Raw genomic sequence first — 16,985 nt, 5'->3', positions numbered from 1 at the left:
TCGATCGTAAAAACTATTTCGGTAACGTTCCCGAAAATAAACCAAAAGGTTTAAACCGTAAGTTGGCAATGTGAGCAGTCCCAACACCTGCTAGGCCTTATGGCGCACTTTGTGACTTACCGGGAAGGGCAATGATTTTAATTACATGTACCCATAATCAGCAGACAAGCTGGGGTGGAATTTAAATTTCTGAGCGTGAAGAGTATTCGCGACGGGGGTAGAAAGATGGACTTTCCGGTGATTGCCAAGCAACTTATTGAAAAGCTTGGTGGAAAAGACAACATTGCAGCGGCAGCACACTGTGCAACACGCTTGCGCTTGGCCTTGCACGATGAGAGCAAAGCCGACTTGAAAGCAATTGATGATATCGAAGGGGTTAAGGGTCAGTTTCAGGTGGCTGGTCAAATCCAGGTGATCTTTGGCTCGGGTATCGTAAACCAAGTGTATGCGGCGATGACTGCAGAGACCGGCCAGACAGAGATGTCGACTAAAGACGTGGCTTCAGCGGGTGCGCAAAAGCAGAACGTGGTTCAGCGTGCGGTGAAGGGGCTGTCTGATATCTTTGTACCGATCATTCCGGCGATTGTCGCGGGTGGTCTGTTAATGGGGATCTTCAACCTGTTGACGGCACAAGGCCTGTTTATTGATGGCCAGTCTTTGATTGAAGCCTACCCGGGTATGGCTGATCTGGCGTCGATGATTAACACGTTTGCCAACGCCCCATTTGTTTACCTCCCTGTTTTGCTGGCATTCTCGGCATCTAAGAAGTTTGGCGGTAACCCTTTCCTCGGCGCAGCCCTGGGTATGCTAATGGTTCACCCGGATCTCCTGAATGGTTGGGGCTTCGGCGGGGCTAGTGTTAGCGGCAACATCCCGGTATGGAACATCTTCGGTTTTGAAATCCAAAAAGTAGGCTATCAAGGCTCGGTGCTGCCGGTATTGGTGTCAGCGTTTATCCTTGCTAAAGTCGAGAACGGCTTGCGCAAAGTGATCCCATCGGTATTGGATAACTTGCTGACCCCGATGTTGGCGATTTTCATCACCGGTTTTTTGACCTTCACCCTGGTGGGGCCTATTACCCGTGATGCAGGTTTCCTACTTGGTGATGGCCTTAACTGGTTGTACGAGTCTGCTGGCTTCATCGGTGGCGGCCTGTTCGGTTTGGTATACTCGCCATTTGTAATTACCGGTATGCACCACAGTTTCATCGCGTTTGAAACCCAACTGCTTGCTGATATTGCGGTAACAGGCGGTACTTTCATCTTCCCAATTGCGGCAATGTCCAACGTGGCGCAAGGCGCGGCTTGTTTGGCGTTTGGCCTGACAACCAAAGACAAAAAAGCTAAGGGTATTGCGATGCCATCAGGCGTGACAGCCTTGCTGGGTATTACGGAGCCTGCGATGTTTGGTGTGAACCTGAAATATCGCTACCCGTTTATTGCTGCCATCATCGGTGCGGCTATCGCAAGTGCTTTCATTACCTTGTTCAAGGTAAAAGCAACGGCCCTGGGTGCGGCAGGTTTGCCGGGCATTATCTCAATCGACCCTAACTCGGTGATGTATTACATCCTTGGTATGGTAATTTCCTTTGGTGTTGCGTTCTGCCTGACTATCTTGTTCGGCTTGAAGCAAAAGAAGGCTGCACAGAAAGCTGCTATGGCTTAATTAAAGGCTAAAATCGAGGTTCGGTTACCAATAGAAAAGGGGCTGCCATAGCCCCTTTGTCATTCAAGGCGTTTGTATTTCATTGCTGAGAAGCTTGAGTAACCTGCTCTACATCTTCTTTGTTACAGCTTTCCATCCGTGCGCCGATGATCGCCCCGGTCAATGCGATTGTTGTTGAACCAACCATTGCGATGATCATCGGCCACAGTGATGTGCCACCGAGCATCGCCGCCAGCGCACTGACCCCTGCACCAACACCATATTGAACCGCACCTAGCAGGGCTGATGCGACCCCGGCATTTTTACCGTAATAACGCATAAAGCAAGCGCTTGAATTCGCCATGATACCGCCGTTGGCAGCAATCGAAATGACGAAGCCCGGTACGATAAACCACAGCTTTTCCGGTGCAATAAAGTGGCTGGTGATCAGCACCATACCGCCGATAAACTGCAGGGTTAGGAAAGCCTTGAGCAAGGTAGACGGCTCATAGGTACGCAGCAGAAAAGTATTGGTCCGGTTGATGATCACAATGCCGATGACATTGGCGATAAATAGCCCCGAAAAGAGCTCGGCTGAGACACCGAAGTGTTCGATATAGGCCAAAGGAGCACTGGTAATAAACGTCATCAGTACCGCATAACCAAATGCCTGAGCGACAAGAAACCCCAGAGCCCTGCGCTCTTTGATGACTGATAGGTAGCCACCCGATCCCTTTTCCTTTTTAGTCGGTTTGGTTTTTGGCATGACGACCATGGCATTCAGTGCAATCATAGCTGATAGGAAGCAAAGCAGATAGAAGATCCAATGCCAGCTTTGGCTGCGAAGGATCAACGTACCGACCGTCGGGGCGATGGAAGGGGCTAGCATCATGATCAGCGCAATGAGAGAAAACAACCGGGCGGCTTCTTTGCCAACTGCGTTGTCCCGGATGGTAGCAGGCACTCCGACAACAGCAATACCGCCGCCTAGCGCTTGTACTACCCGCCATGCCCATAGCATTTCCAAAGACTCCACACCCGCCATCATGAAACTGCCGGCAGCAAAGAGCAACAAACCGGCCACCATGGTCGGTTTACGGCCCAACTGATCAGACAGAGGCCCACCGATCAGTTGGCCGATAGCCATTCCGAGGACATAGATACTGACAGTGACGGCTACCAGCGAGGTGTTTACGCCAAGATCGCCGGCAATGATAGGGATCGCAGGTAGATAGCTATCAATTGCAAAAGGAGAAAGGGCAAAAACGGCGGCAAGCAATAGCAACAAGGAAGTGGGAATGTGTTTACTCATAGAACCTCTTATTTATCTTTCTAGAAAGATAATATATAGCATTTGTCTTTCCAGCAAGATATATTTGGCGTGTTAGGAAGGAGAGTGCTGATGGCAAAACAAGAAACTATCGCCAACATATTGAAAAACATCGAACAAAACTGGCCGGAGTCATTCGAGAAATATTCGCCGCCTAAGCTGCGGATCCACCGCCTCCATGACTACTTTCAGCAAGATTTGGAAAAAGTAATTAGCCAGCATGCGCTTCAGCACGCTGATTTCGGTGTATTGACCACATTGAGAAGGGCGGGGGAGCCTTACTGCTTATCACCAACCGAACTTTATAGTTCAATGCTGTTGAGTTCGGGCGGCCTGACAAAGGTATTGGCCCGGGTGACTGACGCTGGCTTTGTCGAGCGGGTCGATAACCCAGAGGATAAACGCAGTAAATTGGTTCAGCTTACCGATAAAGGACGGGGGTTGATTGACGTCATCATTCAGGAGTTGCATTTGGTCGACCAGCAACGCCTCAATGTTCTTAGCCAGCAAGAAAAACAACAGCTCGATGGTTTGCTGGCAAAAATGCTGACAGCCTGGGAGTAGTTTACTTTTGACCTTGGGTGATCTGGCTTGATATGGGCTCCATAGTGGTATGGAGCCGATGTTGGCTAAGAGAATACCTTAAAGAAAGGGATACTGGCTGCCCCTAGACTAGCGGATAACAGGCCATTGTCTGCAGCGAGTATTTTGGGTTTAGAGTAATTGGGTTTTACTGCAATAATTTTTTCCATATCCATTTCATCAGCAATGTACTGGGCGATTTGTTTAGGGATCAACCCGCCAATAATGATTGCATCGGGTGCCAACAACCACACAACTGGCTCGATAACTTTTTCAAGTTGAGTGGCTGCATGTTTTGCCCATTGTCTCGTTACGGGGTGGCAGGTAATACTTTCTTCAGCTAAGTCTGAAAATGATTGGCACTCTATGCCATTTTCACCAAGCTTGTTGACCAAATCCAGTGCTGATGGGCGTGGCCTGCCATGAGGAAAGAGTGCCCCAATTTCACCAGCATTGTTAACATTACCCCGGTATAGCCCACCATTTAGGATGCTCGCAGAGCCGACGCCGTAGCCTAGATGAAGATAAAAGACATTGTCATATTCTCCCCAGTTACCGGCATATTGCTCCCCAATCGCACCCGCATTGGCGAGGTTGTCAACAAAAGCCGGTAATCCCACTTTCTCTGAGAAGAGCTGTTCGAGATCTTTTTCACGCCATTGCTGGATTATCTCTGGTGGGTACAGGTAGCCATTATTTCGGTCAAAATAGCCAGACAGTGCCAAGCCAACGCCATAGACTTTATCCGCTGGGATTTTCTTAGCCTTAATCATTGCTTGTGAGACCGATTTTAGTTTTTGCGCGACATGCTCCGGAGTTGATATGTCACATTCGATACTCCTTGAAGCAACGATATGGCCGCAGAAATCAGCCAAAACCACTTGTATCCTGTTTAGCTCCAGTGCTAAACCGATGGAATACCCACCACAAGGGTTTGCTTGGAGGGGGACAATAGGTTGGCCCCGCCGAGTCGGAACCCGCTCGCCTTCAACAAGAAATCCAGTAGAAACTAACTCTTTGCTGATCTTTGTAACCGCACTGGCAGTGAGGCCAGTGATCTGGCTTATCTGAACCCTTGATAGCGATTTATGCTTTTTTACAAGGGAAATCAGCTTCTTATGGTTGGTGTTTAATCCGTTATCCATGGCTGTTGTTAAGTCATCTACAATGCTCTCATATTGCTTTAAACCCCTGGTTCAGTCAAATGATCGCACTTAAGTTGAATTTATAAACTTAAAATAATTTTAATTATCAATGTCTTAACATCAAAAAAGAAAAGATAAATTTTTCTTAAATAATTATGAAATATTAAGTTGATTAAATGAACTTAATTGAGCGGCTGGAGCTGCATTTTGTATTTTGTAATGGGTTTAGAGGGAATGATGGTTACAAAAACGGCGTTATCAAGCTTAGTGCTATTGGCATGTACATCAACAGTGCAAGCGTCTGAGAAGACAGAAATTGAGTTTTGGCATGCGTTGGGTGGCAAGAACACCGATGCGGTTGAACATTTATGTTCAGCGTTTAACGAGCAATCAAAGACTGCCCAAATAGACTGTATCTTCCAAGGGGATTACCAGACCGCGATGCAAAAAGCCGTCGCTTCTGTGCGTTCAAAGACTCACCCGGTTCTAATGCAGTTCAATGATGTTGGTACCACAGATATCATGATGTCGGGAATTTTCAACCCAGTTGAAGAAACCATTACCGATGCCAATTGGGCATCGTACATCAGTGGTGCACGGGGCTATTACGAGTCTGCTGATGGGAAAATGATGTCCCAACCATGGAATAGCTCGACCCTAGTCATGTATGCCAACAAAAAAGCACTGGCTGATATTGGTGTAGAGCAAGTCCCTACAACCTACGAAGCCTTGTTACCTGTTCTGGAAAAGCTTAAGGAAAATGGCCATCAGTGTCCTATGGTTACCGATGGTGGCTCATGGCGTATCCTCGAGCAGGTTGCTGCCCGCCACGGTGCTGAAATCGCGACCAATGCCAATGGTTTTGATGGCTTGGATGGTGAATATGTCGTTAACCAAGGCCTGATAGCCCAGCATTTGAACAACCTGAAAACATGGAACCAAGAAGGCTTACTCAAGCTAACTGCAGAGACGGCTTCGGGTAACCAGACTGCGGCAATGGCTTCAGGTGAATGTGCTTTGATGGAAAGCTCCCTATCAGCTTACGGTGCGGCCAAGTCAACCCTAGGGGATGACCTTGAGCTAACCCTTGCCCCAATGTACGAAGGTCATGAGCGACATAATACTTTTGTTGGTGGCGGTTCGGTGTGGCTGCTTAAAGGGCATGATGCCAAGAAAGATGCGGCAGCTATTGAGTTTCTAAATTTCATTCGTCAACCAGAGCAACAGCTGACGTTCACTTCAATGACCGGCTACCTGCCAGTAACCAGTGATGGCTATGACTTCATCAAAAAAGCTGGTGTATTGGAGCAGGCTGAATTTGGTTCTATTGCCCCGGGTTTTGAATCGCTTGATCAGATGAATAACCCTGCATCTAAAGGTATTCGCCTTGGGTTTTATACCCAATTCCGCAGTATCTTTGAAGAAGAGACCCAGAAGGCCTTTGCTGATCAAATCTCAATGCAGCAAGCGCTGGACAACACCAAGGCTCGCGGTGACCAGTTGCTTCGCCGTTTTGAAAGAACCTACCAGTAGTAATGGAGAGGGGCGCGCAAGGCGCCCCGATACGAAAACCCTATGACATCTGTCTATAACAAAAAGTGGCTGGCAATGTTTCTCGCCGGTCCCCAGGTTCTCGTTCTATCGCTGTTTTTCTATCTGCCGATAATGAAATCCATCGAGTGGTCGACAACCTTGCAGCACCCTTTTGGTGGCCCATCGAAATGGGTGGGTATTGAGAACTATATTATTACCCTGACTGACGCCGAATTTTATCGCAGCCTGATGTTAACGATGAAGTTTATGTTCTTTGGCTCGACGTTGTCGGTGTTAGTGCCTTTGATTTTGGCTTTGGCTGTACATCGGCAGGTACGGATGTCGGGAATGGCGAGAAATTTACTGGTATGGCCCAAGGCCGTTGCCGGCGCATCTATTGGTGTTGTGTTCGCATTTATTTTTAATCCATTTGTGGGTGTTTTTTCTTTCGTAAATAGTATTGAACCTAACCTTTGGAACCCGGGATTGAACGGTAATGATGCCTTTTGGACAATCATCATCGCCCATGTGTGGGGAGGGATACCGTTTAACTTCATTATTTTCCTCGGGGGCCTAAATGCGATACCCCACAGCCTTAACCAAGCGGCAGCAATGGATGGAGCATCAGGGTTACGGCGGATATGGGATATCTATATTCCGCTGCTAACACCGCAATTGTTCCTCAGTTTTGTGCTCGAAGTGACGGATTCTGTGGTATCAGCTTTTGCGTTAGTTGCCAGTATGACTCAAGGGGGCCCTGGAGGGTCAACCAAATTTCTGGTCTACAAAATTTATGAAGACGGTTTTTTAGGGCTGGATTTATCCGGTGCGTCAACTCAGACCGTTATTCTAACTGTATTTGTATTGTTGGTTGCATTCTGTCAGTTCTTATTCCTTGAAAAGAAAGTGAAGTACGCAAGGTAGTTATGATTGAAAATAACAAAAAACTCGACCGTGTTGCGGTAACCATTATTGGTATCGGTTTATTATTTATTCTAATGCCAATTTATTTAATGGTTGTCACGGCGACCCATTCATACGATGACTTTATTCGAAATGGCGTAAGCTATTTCCCTGGAGGTCATTTTATTGAAAATATTAGGTTGGTTGTCAGTGAAACAATCTTGCTCAAGCAGTTAGTAAATAGCATTATCGTGGCAACATTATCAGCAACAGGAAAAGCTTGCTTTGCATTCTTTTCGGCTTTTGTCATTGTCTATTTTAGGATCCGTTACGGAACATTACTGTTCTTCTTTATCTTGCTTTCTACCATGGTACCGATGGACTTGAGGGTAGTCGCGAGCTATGAAGTTGCTTCAAACGTACTGTCACCGTTCAACTACCTGATGGGCTTACTAGGCATTAATAGTTTAATGAGCTTTGCCTTTGGTAAAGAAGTCTATTTAGAGTGGAGCCTATTGGATTCATATTTAGGAATGGCCGCACCTATTTTGGCATCGGGAACGGGGACTTTTTTATTCCGCCAATTTTTCAAGACCATTCCAAAATCATTGGTTGATGCTGCAACAATGGATGGCGCTGGTCCATTAAGGTTTATGTATGACATTCTTTTACCACTTTCTAAGTCTACATTTATTTCCCTTTATGTACTGATGTTCATGGGAGGTTGGAACCAATATTTGTGGCCGCTCATTGTTAGTTCGAAACCAGAAATGCAGACCTCACTTATAGGTTTGGTAAATATGACCATTGTTACTGATGGGGCGATACCTAATTACCCTATGGTCATGGCTGGTGCGATATTGGTTAATATAATCCCCGTATTATTAATTGCCATTATGCAGAAGTATATTGTTCAAGGTTTAACTCTTTCGGAAAAATAAAAATGTCAGTAGAACTAAGCCACCATAACGGTGAAGACATTACCCTTAGGAATATTAGTAAAAGCTACGGTAATAGTGATGTTATCGATAAGCTAAATATTACATTTAAATCAGGCGAGTTTAATGTCATTTTAGGCCCGTCAGGGTGCGGTAAATCAACAACGATGAATATGATTGCTGGTCTTGAAGGGGTAACGTCTGGTGAAATTTATATTGGCCAAACCGATATCACTCACCTAGAGCCCAAAGACCGTGGTTGTGCCATGGTATTCCAAAATTATGCCCTCTATCCGCATATGACAGTGTTTGACAACATTGCTTATTCGCTAAAAATCCGTCGGGTGCCAAAGCATGAGATCAAAAAGAGGGTTGAAGCAGTTGCCAAAATGGTCTCTTTAACCGATTACCTAGATAGGCTTCCCTCAGAACTGTCTGGTGGTCAGCGTCAGCGGGTGGCTATTGGTAGGGCGATTGTGCGAGAGCCTAAGGTTATGCTATTCGATGAGCCGTTATCAAATCTAGATGCCAAGCTCCGCCATGAGATGAGGATGGAACTCACCATGCTGCACAACCGTTTGGGCGCGACGTCTATCTTTGTGACCCATGATCAGGTAGAGGCGATGACTTTGGCTGATAAGATTTTGATCCTCAACCAGGGCAAAGTTGAACAGTTCGATACACCAAAGAATATCTACCAAAAGCCAGCTTCCACTTTTGTTGCAGACTTTATTGGTTCGCCGGCAATGAATTTATTTGCAGTTCACAAAGTCGATGGTTGGTACTTTGATAAAGCGGGAAATGAGGTAACCAAGGGACATGATCTTGAGCGAGCCGTTTTGGGCGTACGCCCTGAGGGTATTGCCATCAACCCTGAAGGCCGGATTAAGGGCAAACTTAAGTATATTGAAGATATGGGGGCATATCAGGTTCTGACATTGGACGTTGGGCATGATCAAGATTTCCGAATTAATACGACGCTTGGGCTAGAGCTGAATGTTGGTGAAAAAGTCAGTTTTGATATATTAGAGGAAAACTGCCACTTATTCCATCCAGATACAGGAAGGAGGATAGGTGAATAATATTCCAGCAATTATTGATGACGTGCTTCACGTCATCAAAAAATGTTCAAGGCAAACTATTCTATCTGGTCTTAGCGCATCTTCAAATGTTGAAAAGAATCAAAAAAAATCTGCTAGTGATATTGCAACACAAGATGATAGGGAAATAGAAAAGCAATTAAGGCAATCACTTTCACATATTTTTCCAACAGCGCTCATTATTGGCGAAGAAAGTGTTTATGAGTCCCCGGAACTTTTATCCCAGGCAGAGGCTGCTAGCTTATCTATTATTATCGATCCCATAGATGGTACTTGGCATTATGCTCATGGTAGTAACTTAGTCGGCGTAATGATCGCAATATTAAAAAATGGTAGATGTATCTTTGGTGTCATTTATGATCCACTTAATGATGAGTTTATTTATGCTGTTGAAGGGGAGGGAGCCTTTGTCAGAACAAAGGACAATGTCACGAAAAGTGTCGCGATTTCAGCTAACTCACCCAATATTGGCCTATGCTCTCCTTTTCATTTTAATGATGCAAAGATAAGAGAAGTTATTTCAAGTTGGATGAATAACTATGACAGGGTCTTTTCCCTCTCATGCTCAAGTTTTGAATATAAAATGATCCTAAATGGCGGGGCAAGTTTTTATTTAACCCATGAGTCGCCGAAACCTTGGGATCATTTGGCCGGGGTGTTAATAGTTAACGAAGCCGGTGGCTATGCAGCAAAAATAGATAATACGGAATATTTATTATCAGATAAGGATAATAATTTACTTGTTTGTTCATCTGAAAAAATTTGGCAACAAATAGTGACTCAACTCCCTTTATAATATTTTTAAGGATTAAAAATGAAACTTGTAAACATGCTCGGGATCTCATTGATCTCGGCGAGCTGTTTTATTGGTGCTGTCAACGCTCAAGATATCTCCCGCGATGACATAATGATCATGGCTCACCGTGCTGATTGGCGGGCATTTCCAGAAAACTCTTTGCCAGCGATTCAATCTGCATTGGATAAAGGAATTGAAATAATCGAAGTTGATATACGAATGACTTCTGATGGGGTGATTGTGTTATCCCATGATACTTCAGTGAACCGAACAACTGACGGAAGTGGTTCTATATCATCTATGACCTATGATGATATTTTGCAATTGCGTCTGCGTGAGTATCTTGGCGGTGAAACGTCGGTTACTGAATACCACATGCCGACTCTAGAAGAAGCGCTCGAGTTGATTGATGGCCAAGCGATGATCTTCCTTGATAAGGGGTGGGCTTTAAGAAATGAAGCGTATGAATTGGTCAAATCCATGGATATGCTGGATTACGTGATCTTTGATACCAGTGCAGGACCTGATGAGGTAGCGACTTTCGGTCGTAAAGATAACCGCATCAAACAGCTTTACCGGATTAATGAAGATAAAATTGATCATATCCAACAATTTGAAGATTTGAACTATGTCCCATATGCCTATTCATTGAATTATAACGACTACCTACAGCCGCATATCCAGCCTGAGACACTGGATCGTATTCAGGCTAATGGTACCAAGGTGATGTACAACACCCTGTGGTATGGCCAAACACCGGATGCGACTGATGAAGTCAGCCATTTCAATCCTGACGCAGGATGGGGACGCCTGATCCGCCACATGCGAGCCGATATCATCCAAACCGATAATATTGACGAGATGACCTACTGGCTTGATACTAAGTCTTTACCTCACCTTGATAACAACTCGGTGATCGTAATGGCAGACGAGTTTGGTATGGAAGGTTTTGGTGTTTCTTATTCTGATTCGGTCGCAGCCCCTTCGAATGGCCCAACACGTCCAGCTGATGCTATCGAGTTCTGCGATAAGAACGGCACCTTCTTGATGTGCAATATCCGCCATGATGAGTGGGTAAAATACGATATAACCATTCCTCAAGCAGGTTACTACGCTGTATCTGCCCGTGTTTCATCAAGGCAGCAAAATGCTGGGGCATTCTTCCTTGAGTTTGGAGAAGGGAATAACAACTTGCACCACAAGGTAATGAATACTAGTACTCACGATATCATGATGCATGACAATGTAGGTGAGGTTTACCTTGAGGCAGGGAAGCAGGAATTTACATTCCGTGTTGATAACAGCACATCCAATAATAACTTCAATGTCCATTATTTCATGTTTGAACCGGTAGATATGTCATTGCCAATGGCTAGCTGTGAATACCATATTTCTAGCGAGTGGGATAATGGCTTTATTGCCAATGTCCGCATCCAGAACCATGGCCATGAAACCATTTATGGCTGGGAAGTTGACTGGAACTATACGGATGGTGCGAAGGCCGATAGTGTTTGGAATGCCAACCTGCGTGGGAGTAACCCATACACAGCGAAAGATCTGGAATGGAATGCCCTCATTCGCCCTGGACAAACGGTGGAATTTGGCATCCAAGGTAAGAAACAGCAGGGTACTGCCCACCAAATCCCACATATCAACGGTGATATATGCGGTTAATTCTGACCGCAGGCTAGGTTGAGCAATAAATACAACGTGGATGTAAGCAAAGCCAGTAGGGGTAACCCCGCTGGCTTTTTTTGCTTAATTGAGGTTCGACTTCGTGCCCGGCATTGCGTTGAAAGCTAAGCTTTGTATACTGCCCGCAACGCACATCTAGCTAAGATATTAATATGATTATTTTCACGACAAACTTTGGCGATATCGAGATTGAACTGGATTTCGATAAAGCGCCGGTGAGCTCAAAGAACTTCCTGCAATACTGCAAGGATGGATTCTACGAGGGCACGATTTTCCACCGTGTTATTGATGGCTTCATGATTCAGGGTGGTGGCCACATTCCTGGTATGAAAGAGAAGCCAACCCGAGACCCGATTGTTAACGAAGCCAACCGTGGCCTTAAGAACAAAGTCGGCACCATTGCAATGGCTCGTACCGATGCACCGCACTCGGCTACTTCGCAGTTTTTCATCAACCTTGAAGATAACGATTTCTTGGATTTCACTGCAACGACTAACCAAGGCTGGGGTTATGCCGTCTTCGGTAAAGTCACTGCGGGGATGATGGTGGTGAACAATATCGGTAAAACGCTAACTATGACCCGTTTCGGTCATGAAGATGTGCCGTTAGACGACATCATTATCGAGAAAGTGACTATCAAAGAGTCGTAATATCACCTCAAGCGTGATGCTAGAAGAAAGCCACCTGAGCAAGGTGGCTTTTGTGATTTTAACAGGGCAATAGAGCCTACTGAAATCAGTAATACTTCATCGCTGTTGCTACGGACTCGCCAACATGAATCTTGGCTTTGTGTTTCAACAACACAGCTTCAAGTGCAGCTAATGTCTGCAGCACAGCTTCTTGGCGGGCGTTGTAACCCATAGTACCGATGCGCCAGATTTTGCCTTGCAGTGGGCCGAATGAAGTGCCGATTTCAATGCCAAAACGTGTTAGTAGCTCTTGGCGGATCTGCTCACCGTCGACGTTATCAGGGATATAGACGCCCACAACATTGTTCATCTTGTAATCCCTGTCACCAAATAGTTTGAGCCCCATAGCTTCAAGCCCTGCGGCCATCGCATCACCGGCTTGCTTGTGTCGGGCAATCACATTGGCTGGGCCTTGCTCTAGGAAAATCCGAGCACACTCCCTTGCCGCATATAACATTGAAGTGGCTTCGGTATGGTGGTTCAGCCTTTCTTCTCCCCAGTAATCGAGGATCATAGGCAGGTCAAAATAGTTGGACTGGATCATCGCCTCTTCACCATCGATATGGTGTTGTGCGCGGATACCTTTTTCAACATGTTTACGACGGTTGATTTGCTCGACAAATTGCGGGCTTAGGGTCAGTGGTGCACTGCCAGATGGGCCACCAAGGCATTTTTGCAGGCCAACTGACACAGCATCGAGGTGCCAGTCGTCAACCAACAGTTCATTACCGGCTACTGATGCTGTTGCATCACAGTAATAGAGCACGCCATGACGCTTACAGATCTCACCAATCTCTGCCAGTGGTTGGTTCATTGTGGTGGAGGTATCACCTTGAACAGTGGCAACGAGTTTTGGTTTGTCACGTTTGATAGCGTCCTCCACTTGCTGGGGATCACACACCTTACCCCACTCAACATCAATCGTGGTGATTTTAGCCCCTGTACGATGGGCTATTTCACTAAGTAGATGGCCGAAGCGACCAATAACCGGAATCAAGACTTTGTCTCCCGGCTGGAGGATTGAAACTAGCACTGCCTCAATACCGGCCCTTGCCGTGCCGTCAATCAACAGGGTTTCTGGGTTTTGGGTGTGGAAAACCTGACGGTATAGCTGCTGGGTCTGGCGCATATACTCAGTCATGACAGGATCGTACTGACCAATCAGCTGGCTGGAGATAGCCTGATGAACCCTTGGGTAGGCATTGATTGGACCTGGCCCCATCAGAAGGCGCTGGGGCGGATTCAGGGTTTCAAAAAGATCGTAGTTAGTCGTCATCGAATGTGAACTCCTAGAAATTATAATTTGCTTCCACTGTGACAGGCCCAAAGCTTGTTCTCTGTTCACAATTATTGCGGCACATGGATTGAGAATATAAGGATTACCATTGGGGCGTCATTGATTAAAGTGGAAATCTGGTATTTTTATAAAAACTTTTGATAATCAAATCAAGATTAAAAATTAGAGATTAAAAAAAGGAAGCGGAGAGAGGATTTCTGCGCTTCCTAGAGACGTGATTTATTTAATCAATGGTCATGCAAGATAATTACAAGGCAATATCACGGTTACAGTCTTTAGAGTAAATGTAGCTTAGCGGCTCACCTCGGCCAGTTGCGTAACAGGCCTGTGGGACATACGCTGCCATAAACAGGTAGTCACCTTTTTTTACCGGTATCCAGTTATTATCAAGGTTATAGACACCCTCACCACTGAGAATGTAGGCACCATGCTCCTGGACATGGGTTTCGATATAGCCGTGGCTCGCCCCGGGAGAAAAAGTTAGGACATGGAAATTCATGTCAAAGCCCAGATCTTTGGGAAGCAGATCTTCAACAATCACATTTTCCATTCCTTCGTAATGTACTTTCTCAAGCTTATCACGGTGACTGACGACCAAATGGGGCTGGTAGCCTGAAATCGGCTGGTACTTGCGCTTGTAAAGGAATCCTTGGCTGTCTTTGCCTTGATTATTGTTTTCTAACTTTAGTAATGTGCCCGGTGGGCAATAGAGGTAACCTCCAGCCGAGAGTGAATGACGTTGTCCATCAGCCTCGACCGTAACTTGACCAGAGATTACATAGAAAAAGGTTTCAATCTCTTCGCCGCCAAAACCTGCGCGGTTGTTTCCCCCGTCATGTAGGGTAATCAGGTAGTCAACAAAGGTTGCCCCGAGTTGTGGTGAGGAAAGGATTGTCAGATCGCAGTTTTCAAAACCAGGTACAACATTTTTTACCAATCCATCCGGTGGTAGAATGGCAAAATTATTTTTTTTAATCACGGCTCGGGTAGCCAAAAGATCGTTCGCATATCCCGTATTATTGTTTAAATATCCCATGATTTTCCTCGAACAGAAGCTAAAAAAAACGGGCCCGGAAGGAGTGGACCCGGTTAACAGTAAGCTGTGTTGTTGACAGGTAAATAGTATCCCACTATGGCAATAAAAGTGTGATCTAAGTACACCAATAATAACTGAAAGGTTTAATTTTATGCTGGCTGATAAATTAATTAAATTTGTTTTATAAAGCATGAATAAATGGCTTTTTTCTGGACAGTTAAATAAACCATTAATACTTTATTTATATAGGTTGATGCGTATTCAGATATTAATTACCAAAAAAGATAAAGTGGGTGAGCGATGGAAAAGAAACGAATTGTGATAGCTTTAGGTGGTAATGCAATGCTTAAACGAGGTGAGGTGTTATCAGCAGAAAACCAGCAGCGTAATATCAATATGGTTGCAGGTTTGATAAAAAGTATTGAATCGGATTACGACATCACCTTGGTGCACGGGAATGGGCCTCAGGTTGGCTTGTTGGCATTGCAAAATGCAGCCTATGATGCCGTGCCTGCCTATCCGTTGGATAATTTGGTTGCCCAAACCCAAGGCATGTTGGGGTACATGCTGATGGAAGCCCTGACTGCAGAGGGCATGCAAGATGTGTCCTGTTTACTTACTCGGGTTGAAGTGTCAGGCAATGACCCGGCTTTTGCTGAACCTACCAAGTATATCGGTCCTGTTTACTCACCTGATCAACAAGCAGAACTTGAAAGACAGTATGGCTGGCAGATGAAGCAAGATGGCCAGTATGTTCGCCGGGTTGTGGCATCACCGAAGCCGATCCAAGTACTTGAGGCAAGTACTGTCGTTAGCTTACTAGAACAGGGTAATACCGTTGTGTGCGGCGGCGGCGGAGGGATGCCGGTTGTCTATAATCAAAACGGCTACAAAGGTGTTGAAGCTGTTATTGATAAAGATCTGGTTGCTGCAATGCTAGCGGAGCAAATAGGGGCAGATCACTTGATGATCCTAACTGATGCCGATGCCGTGTATCAGCACTGGGGCACCCCACAGCAAAAAGCATTGCGAGATGTGACAATCAGCCAATTGCGTCCGTTTGCCACCCCAGATGGCGCTATGGGCCCTAAAGCCGAGGCGGTTATTCAGTTCGTTGAGCGTACAGGCCAAGTGGCATTTATTGGTGCCCTTCAGGACGTCGAGAAAATATTGGTTGGAGAGAAAGGCACATGTATCAGGCCTGCCTGTACACATGCCCCTGCCGAAGCATTAGCGGTGTGATTGATCAATATTTTTTAAGAAACCCTGGATTATCGGGTCGTTGTTAGTAAATAGGTCGATAATCCACTGGGTCACTTCACCTCTGGAATCCTGTCGCCAGCCAATAGAAAGCGGTGATGGGGTCCGGCTCCACTGTACTTCTCTCTCAATGAGCTTTCCCTCATCAATTAATGGTTTGACCAAGTTTTTCGGCAAAAAGCCAATGCCAGCGCCATTGATGTGGCAAGCGACCTTGGTTGCGAGATCCGGCACTTTAATCTCTTTTTGGTCACGTAGAAGCCAGGCTGTACGCTTGTTGATATGCTGCGAGGTATCTTCAATGTTAATAGCAGGGTGATGCCTTAACTGTGATTCTTTTAGTGGCGGCTTGAGTGTAGCCAGCGGGTGAGTTGGGGTGATGGTAAAGCTCCAGCTTAGTTTGCCCAGTGGGTGTAGCTCCACCGTGTTATCTATGGTGTCGAGCCCGGGTACACCGATCGCTAAGTGGTAATCATTGTTGAGCAAATCATCCCAAACCCCCATATAAACAGCATTTGAGATATTGATTTGGGTGAAAGGGAAGGCCTCATGAAGGGCAAGGGTCAGCCTAGAAACTGACTCTTGGTCAAACAACAAGTTATTAATAACAATGTTTATTGAGCGCTCGACCCCATCAGCTATCTGACGCAGCTCATCGGGCATGCTCTCCATCCAATCGAGCCATTTTTGGCATTGGCTCAAAAGGTGTTCACCTGCTTGTGTCAGGTTGACGCTACGAGTCGTACGGGTAAAAAGCTGCGTATCGACAGCATCCTCTAGTACCTTGATCCGATAACTGATGGCAGCCGGTGTTTTATGGAGTTCTTCTGCGGCTTTGGAAAAGTTGGCATGCTCTGCCACTTTCATAAATGACCGGATGGTTTCCCTGTCTAGCATGTCGATCCTTGGGTTAATCGTTTCCACTCTTATATAAATCAATTGTGCCATAAAAACCTGAAGCAGGGTCGAATATTAATAAGGATGTAATGGAAGAACTGTAACTAAGTGCATTTTTAAAATAACCGCTTTATTAGAAA

The 16,985-nt window shown here is 45.7% G+C and carries 15 protein-coding genes; 10 read left to right on the top strand and 5 right to left on the bottom strand.

Annotated elements, in window-relative coordinates; translation table 11 throughout:
* Positions 1-225: 225 nt before the first annotated feature.
* A complete protein-coding gene (locus C9J01_RS06905; protein ID WP_107297336.1) occupies positions 226-1,665 on the top strand; it encodes a sucrose-specific PTS transporter subunit IIBC in 1,440 nt (479 codons plus the stop codon).
* Between the two features lie 79 nt (positions 1,666-1,744).
* Here C9J01_RS06905 and C9J01_RS06900 read toward each other — a convergent pair whose 3' ends face one another.
* Positions 1,745-2,956 (bottom strand): multidrug effflux MFS transporter, encoded by a 1,212-nt coding sequence (locus C9J01_RS06900; protein ID WP_107297335.1) that lies wholly within the window; start codon positions 2,954-2,956, stop codon positions 1,745-1,747.
* A 90-nt stretch (positions 2,957-3,046) separates the two neighbouring features.
* Between C9J01_RS06900 and C9J01_RS06895 the strand changes: the two genes are divergently transcribed.
* Positions 3,047-3,538 (top strand): MarR family winged helix-turn-helix transcriptional regulator, encoded by a 492-nt coding sequence (locus C9J01_RS06895; protein WP_107297334.1) that lies wholly within the window; start codon positions 3,047-3,049, stop codon positions 3,536-3,538.
* Positions 3,539-3,603: 65 nt separating this feature from the next.
* On the opposite strand, the gene C9J01_RS06890 is transcribed toward C9J01_RS06895, so the two are convergent.
* Positions 3,604-4,701, bottom strand: a complete 1,098-nt coding sequence (locus tag C9J01_RS06890) for an ROK family protein (RefSeq protein ID WP_107297333.1) — start codon at positions 4,699-4,701, stop codon at positions 3,604-3,606.
* A 234-nt stretch (positions 4,702-4,935) separates the two neighbouring features.
* Here C9J01_RS06890 and C9J01_RS06885 point away from each other — a divergent pair, with 234 nt between their 5' ends.
* From C9J01_RS06885 to C9J01_RS06855, 7 genes are all read left to right on the top strand, one after another.
* Positions 4,936-6,234: an extracellular solute-binding protein gene (locus tag C9J01_RS06885; RefSeq protein WP_107297450.1), complete on the top strand. Its 1,299-nt coding sequence runs from the start codon at positions 4,936-4,938 to the stop codon at positions 6,232-6,234.
* Between the two features lie 42 nt (positions 6,235-6,276).
* Positions 6,277-7,158, top strand: a complete 882-nt coding sequence (locus tag C9J01_RS06880) for a carbohydrate ABC transporter permease (RefSeq protein ID WP_107297332.1) — start codon at positions 6,277-6,279, stop codon at positions 7,156-7,158.
* 2 nt (positions 7,159-7,160) lie between these two features.
* Positions 7,161-8,078: an ABC transporter permease subunit gene (locus C9J01_RS06875; RefSeq protein ID WP_107297331.1), complete on the top strand. Its 918-nt coding sequence runs from the start codon at positions 7,161-7,163 to the stop codon at positions 8,076-8,078.
* Positions 8,079-8,080: 2 nt separating this feature from the next.
* On the top strand, positions 8,081-9,157 hold the full coding sequence (locus tag C9J01_RS06870; RefSeq protein WP_107297330.1) for an ABC transporter ATP-binding protein: 1,077 nt from the start codon (positions 8,081-8,083) through the stop codon (positions 9,155-9,157).
* Complete coding sequence (locus C9J01_RS06865) at positions 9,150-9,971, top strand: inositol monophosphatase family protein (protein WP_107297329.1); 822 nt, start codon at positions 9,150-9,152, stop codon at positions 9,969-9,971. The genes C9J01_RS06870 and C9J01_RS06865 overlap by 8 nt, the downstream gene beginning before the upstream one ends.
* 18 nt (positions 9,972-9,989) lie before the next feature.
* Positions 9,990-11,645, top strand: coding sequence for a cellulose binding domain-containing protein (locus C9J01_RS06860; RefSeq protein WP_107297328.1), 1,656 nt, complete (start codon positions 9,990-9,992; stop codon positions 11,643-11,645).
* A gap of 173 nt (positions 11,646-11,818) precedes the next feature.
* Positions 11,819-12,316 (top strand): peptidylprolyl isomerase, encoded by a 498-nt coding sequence (locus tag C9J01_RS06855; RefSeq protein ID WP_107297327.1) that lies wholly within the window; start codon positions 11,819-11,821, stop codon positions 12,314-12,316.
* A gap of 85 nt (positions 12,317-12,401) precedes the next feature.
* On the opposite strand, the gene C9J01_RS06850 is transcribed toward C9J01_RS06855, so the two are convergent.
* Both C9J01_RS06850 and allE read right to left on the bottom strand, forming a co-directional pair.
* Positions 12,402-13,631: a pyridoxal-phosphate-dependent aminotransferase family protein gene (locus C9J01_RS06850; RefSeq protein WP_107297326.1), complete on the bottom strand. Its 1,230-nt coding sequence runs from the start codon at positions 13,629-13,631 to the stop codon at positions 12,402-12,404.
* 268 nt (positions 13,632-13,899) lie between these two features.
* The gene (gene allE / locus C9J01_RS06845; protein WP_107297325.1) at positions 13,900-14,688 is read right to left on the bottom strand and encodes a (S)-ureidoglycine aminohydrolase; all 789 of its coding nucleotides are present in this window, start codon (positions 14,686-14,688) and stop codon (positions 13,900-13,902) included.
* Positions 14,689-14,988: 300 nt separating this feature from the next.
* Here allE and C9J01_RS06840 point away from each other — a divergent pair, with 300 nt between their 5' ends.
* On the top strand, positions 14,989-15,930 hold the full coding sequence (locus C9J01_RS06840) for a carbamate kinase (protein ID WP_107297324.1): 942 nt from the start codon (positions 14,989-14,991) through the stop codon (positions 15,928-15,930).
* Here the strand turns inward: C9J01_RS06840 and allS are convergent.
* Entirely contained in the window at positions 15,919-16,845 is a 927-nt protein-coding gene (allS, locus tag C9J01_RS06835; protein ID WP_107297323.1) for an HTH-type transcriptional activator AllS, read from the bottom strand. The genes C9J01_RS06840 and allS overlap by 12 nt on opposite strands.
* Positions 16,846-16,985 lie beyond the last annotated feature (140 nt).

This window comes from Photobacterium rosenbergii (assembly GCF_003026455.1).
GTDB lineage: Bacteria > Pseudomonadota > Gammaproteobacteria > Enterobacterales > Vibrionaceae > Photobacterium > Photobacterium rosenbergii.
This window is presented reverse-complemented; position numbering and strand designations above follow the sequence as displayed.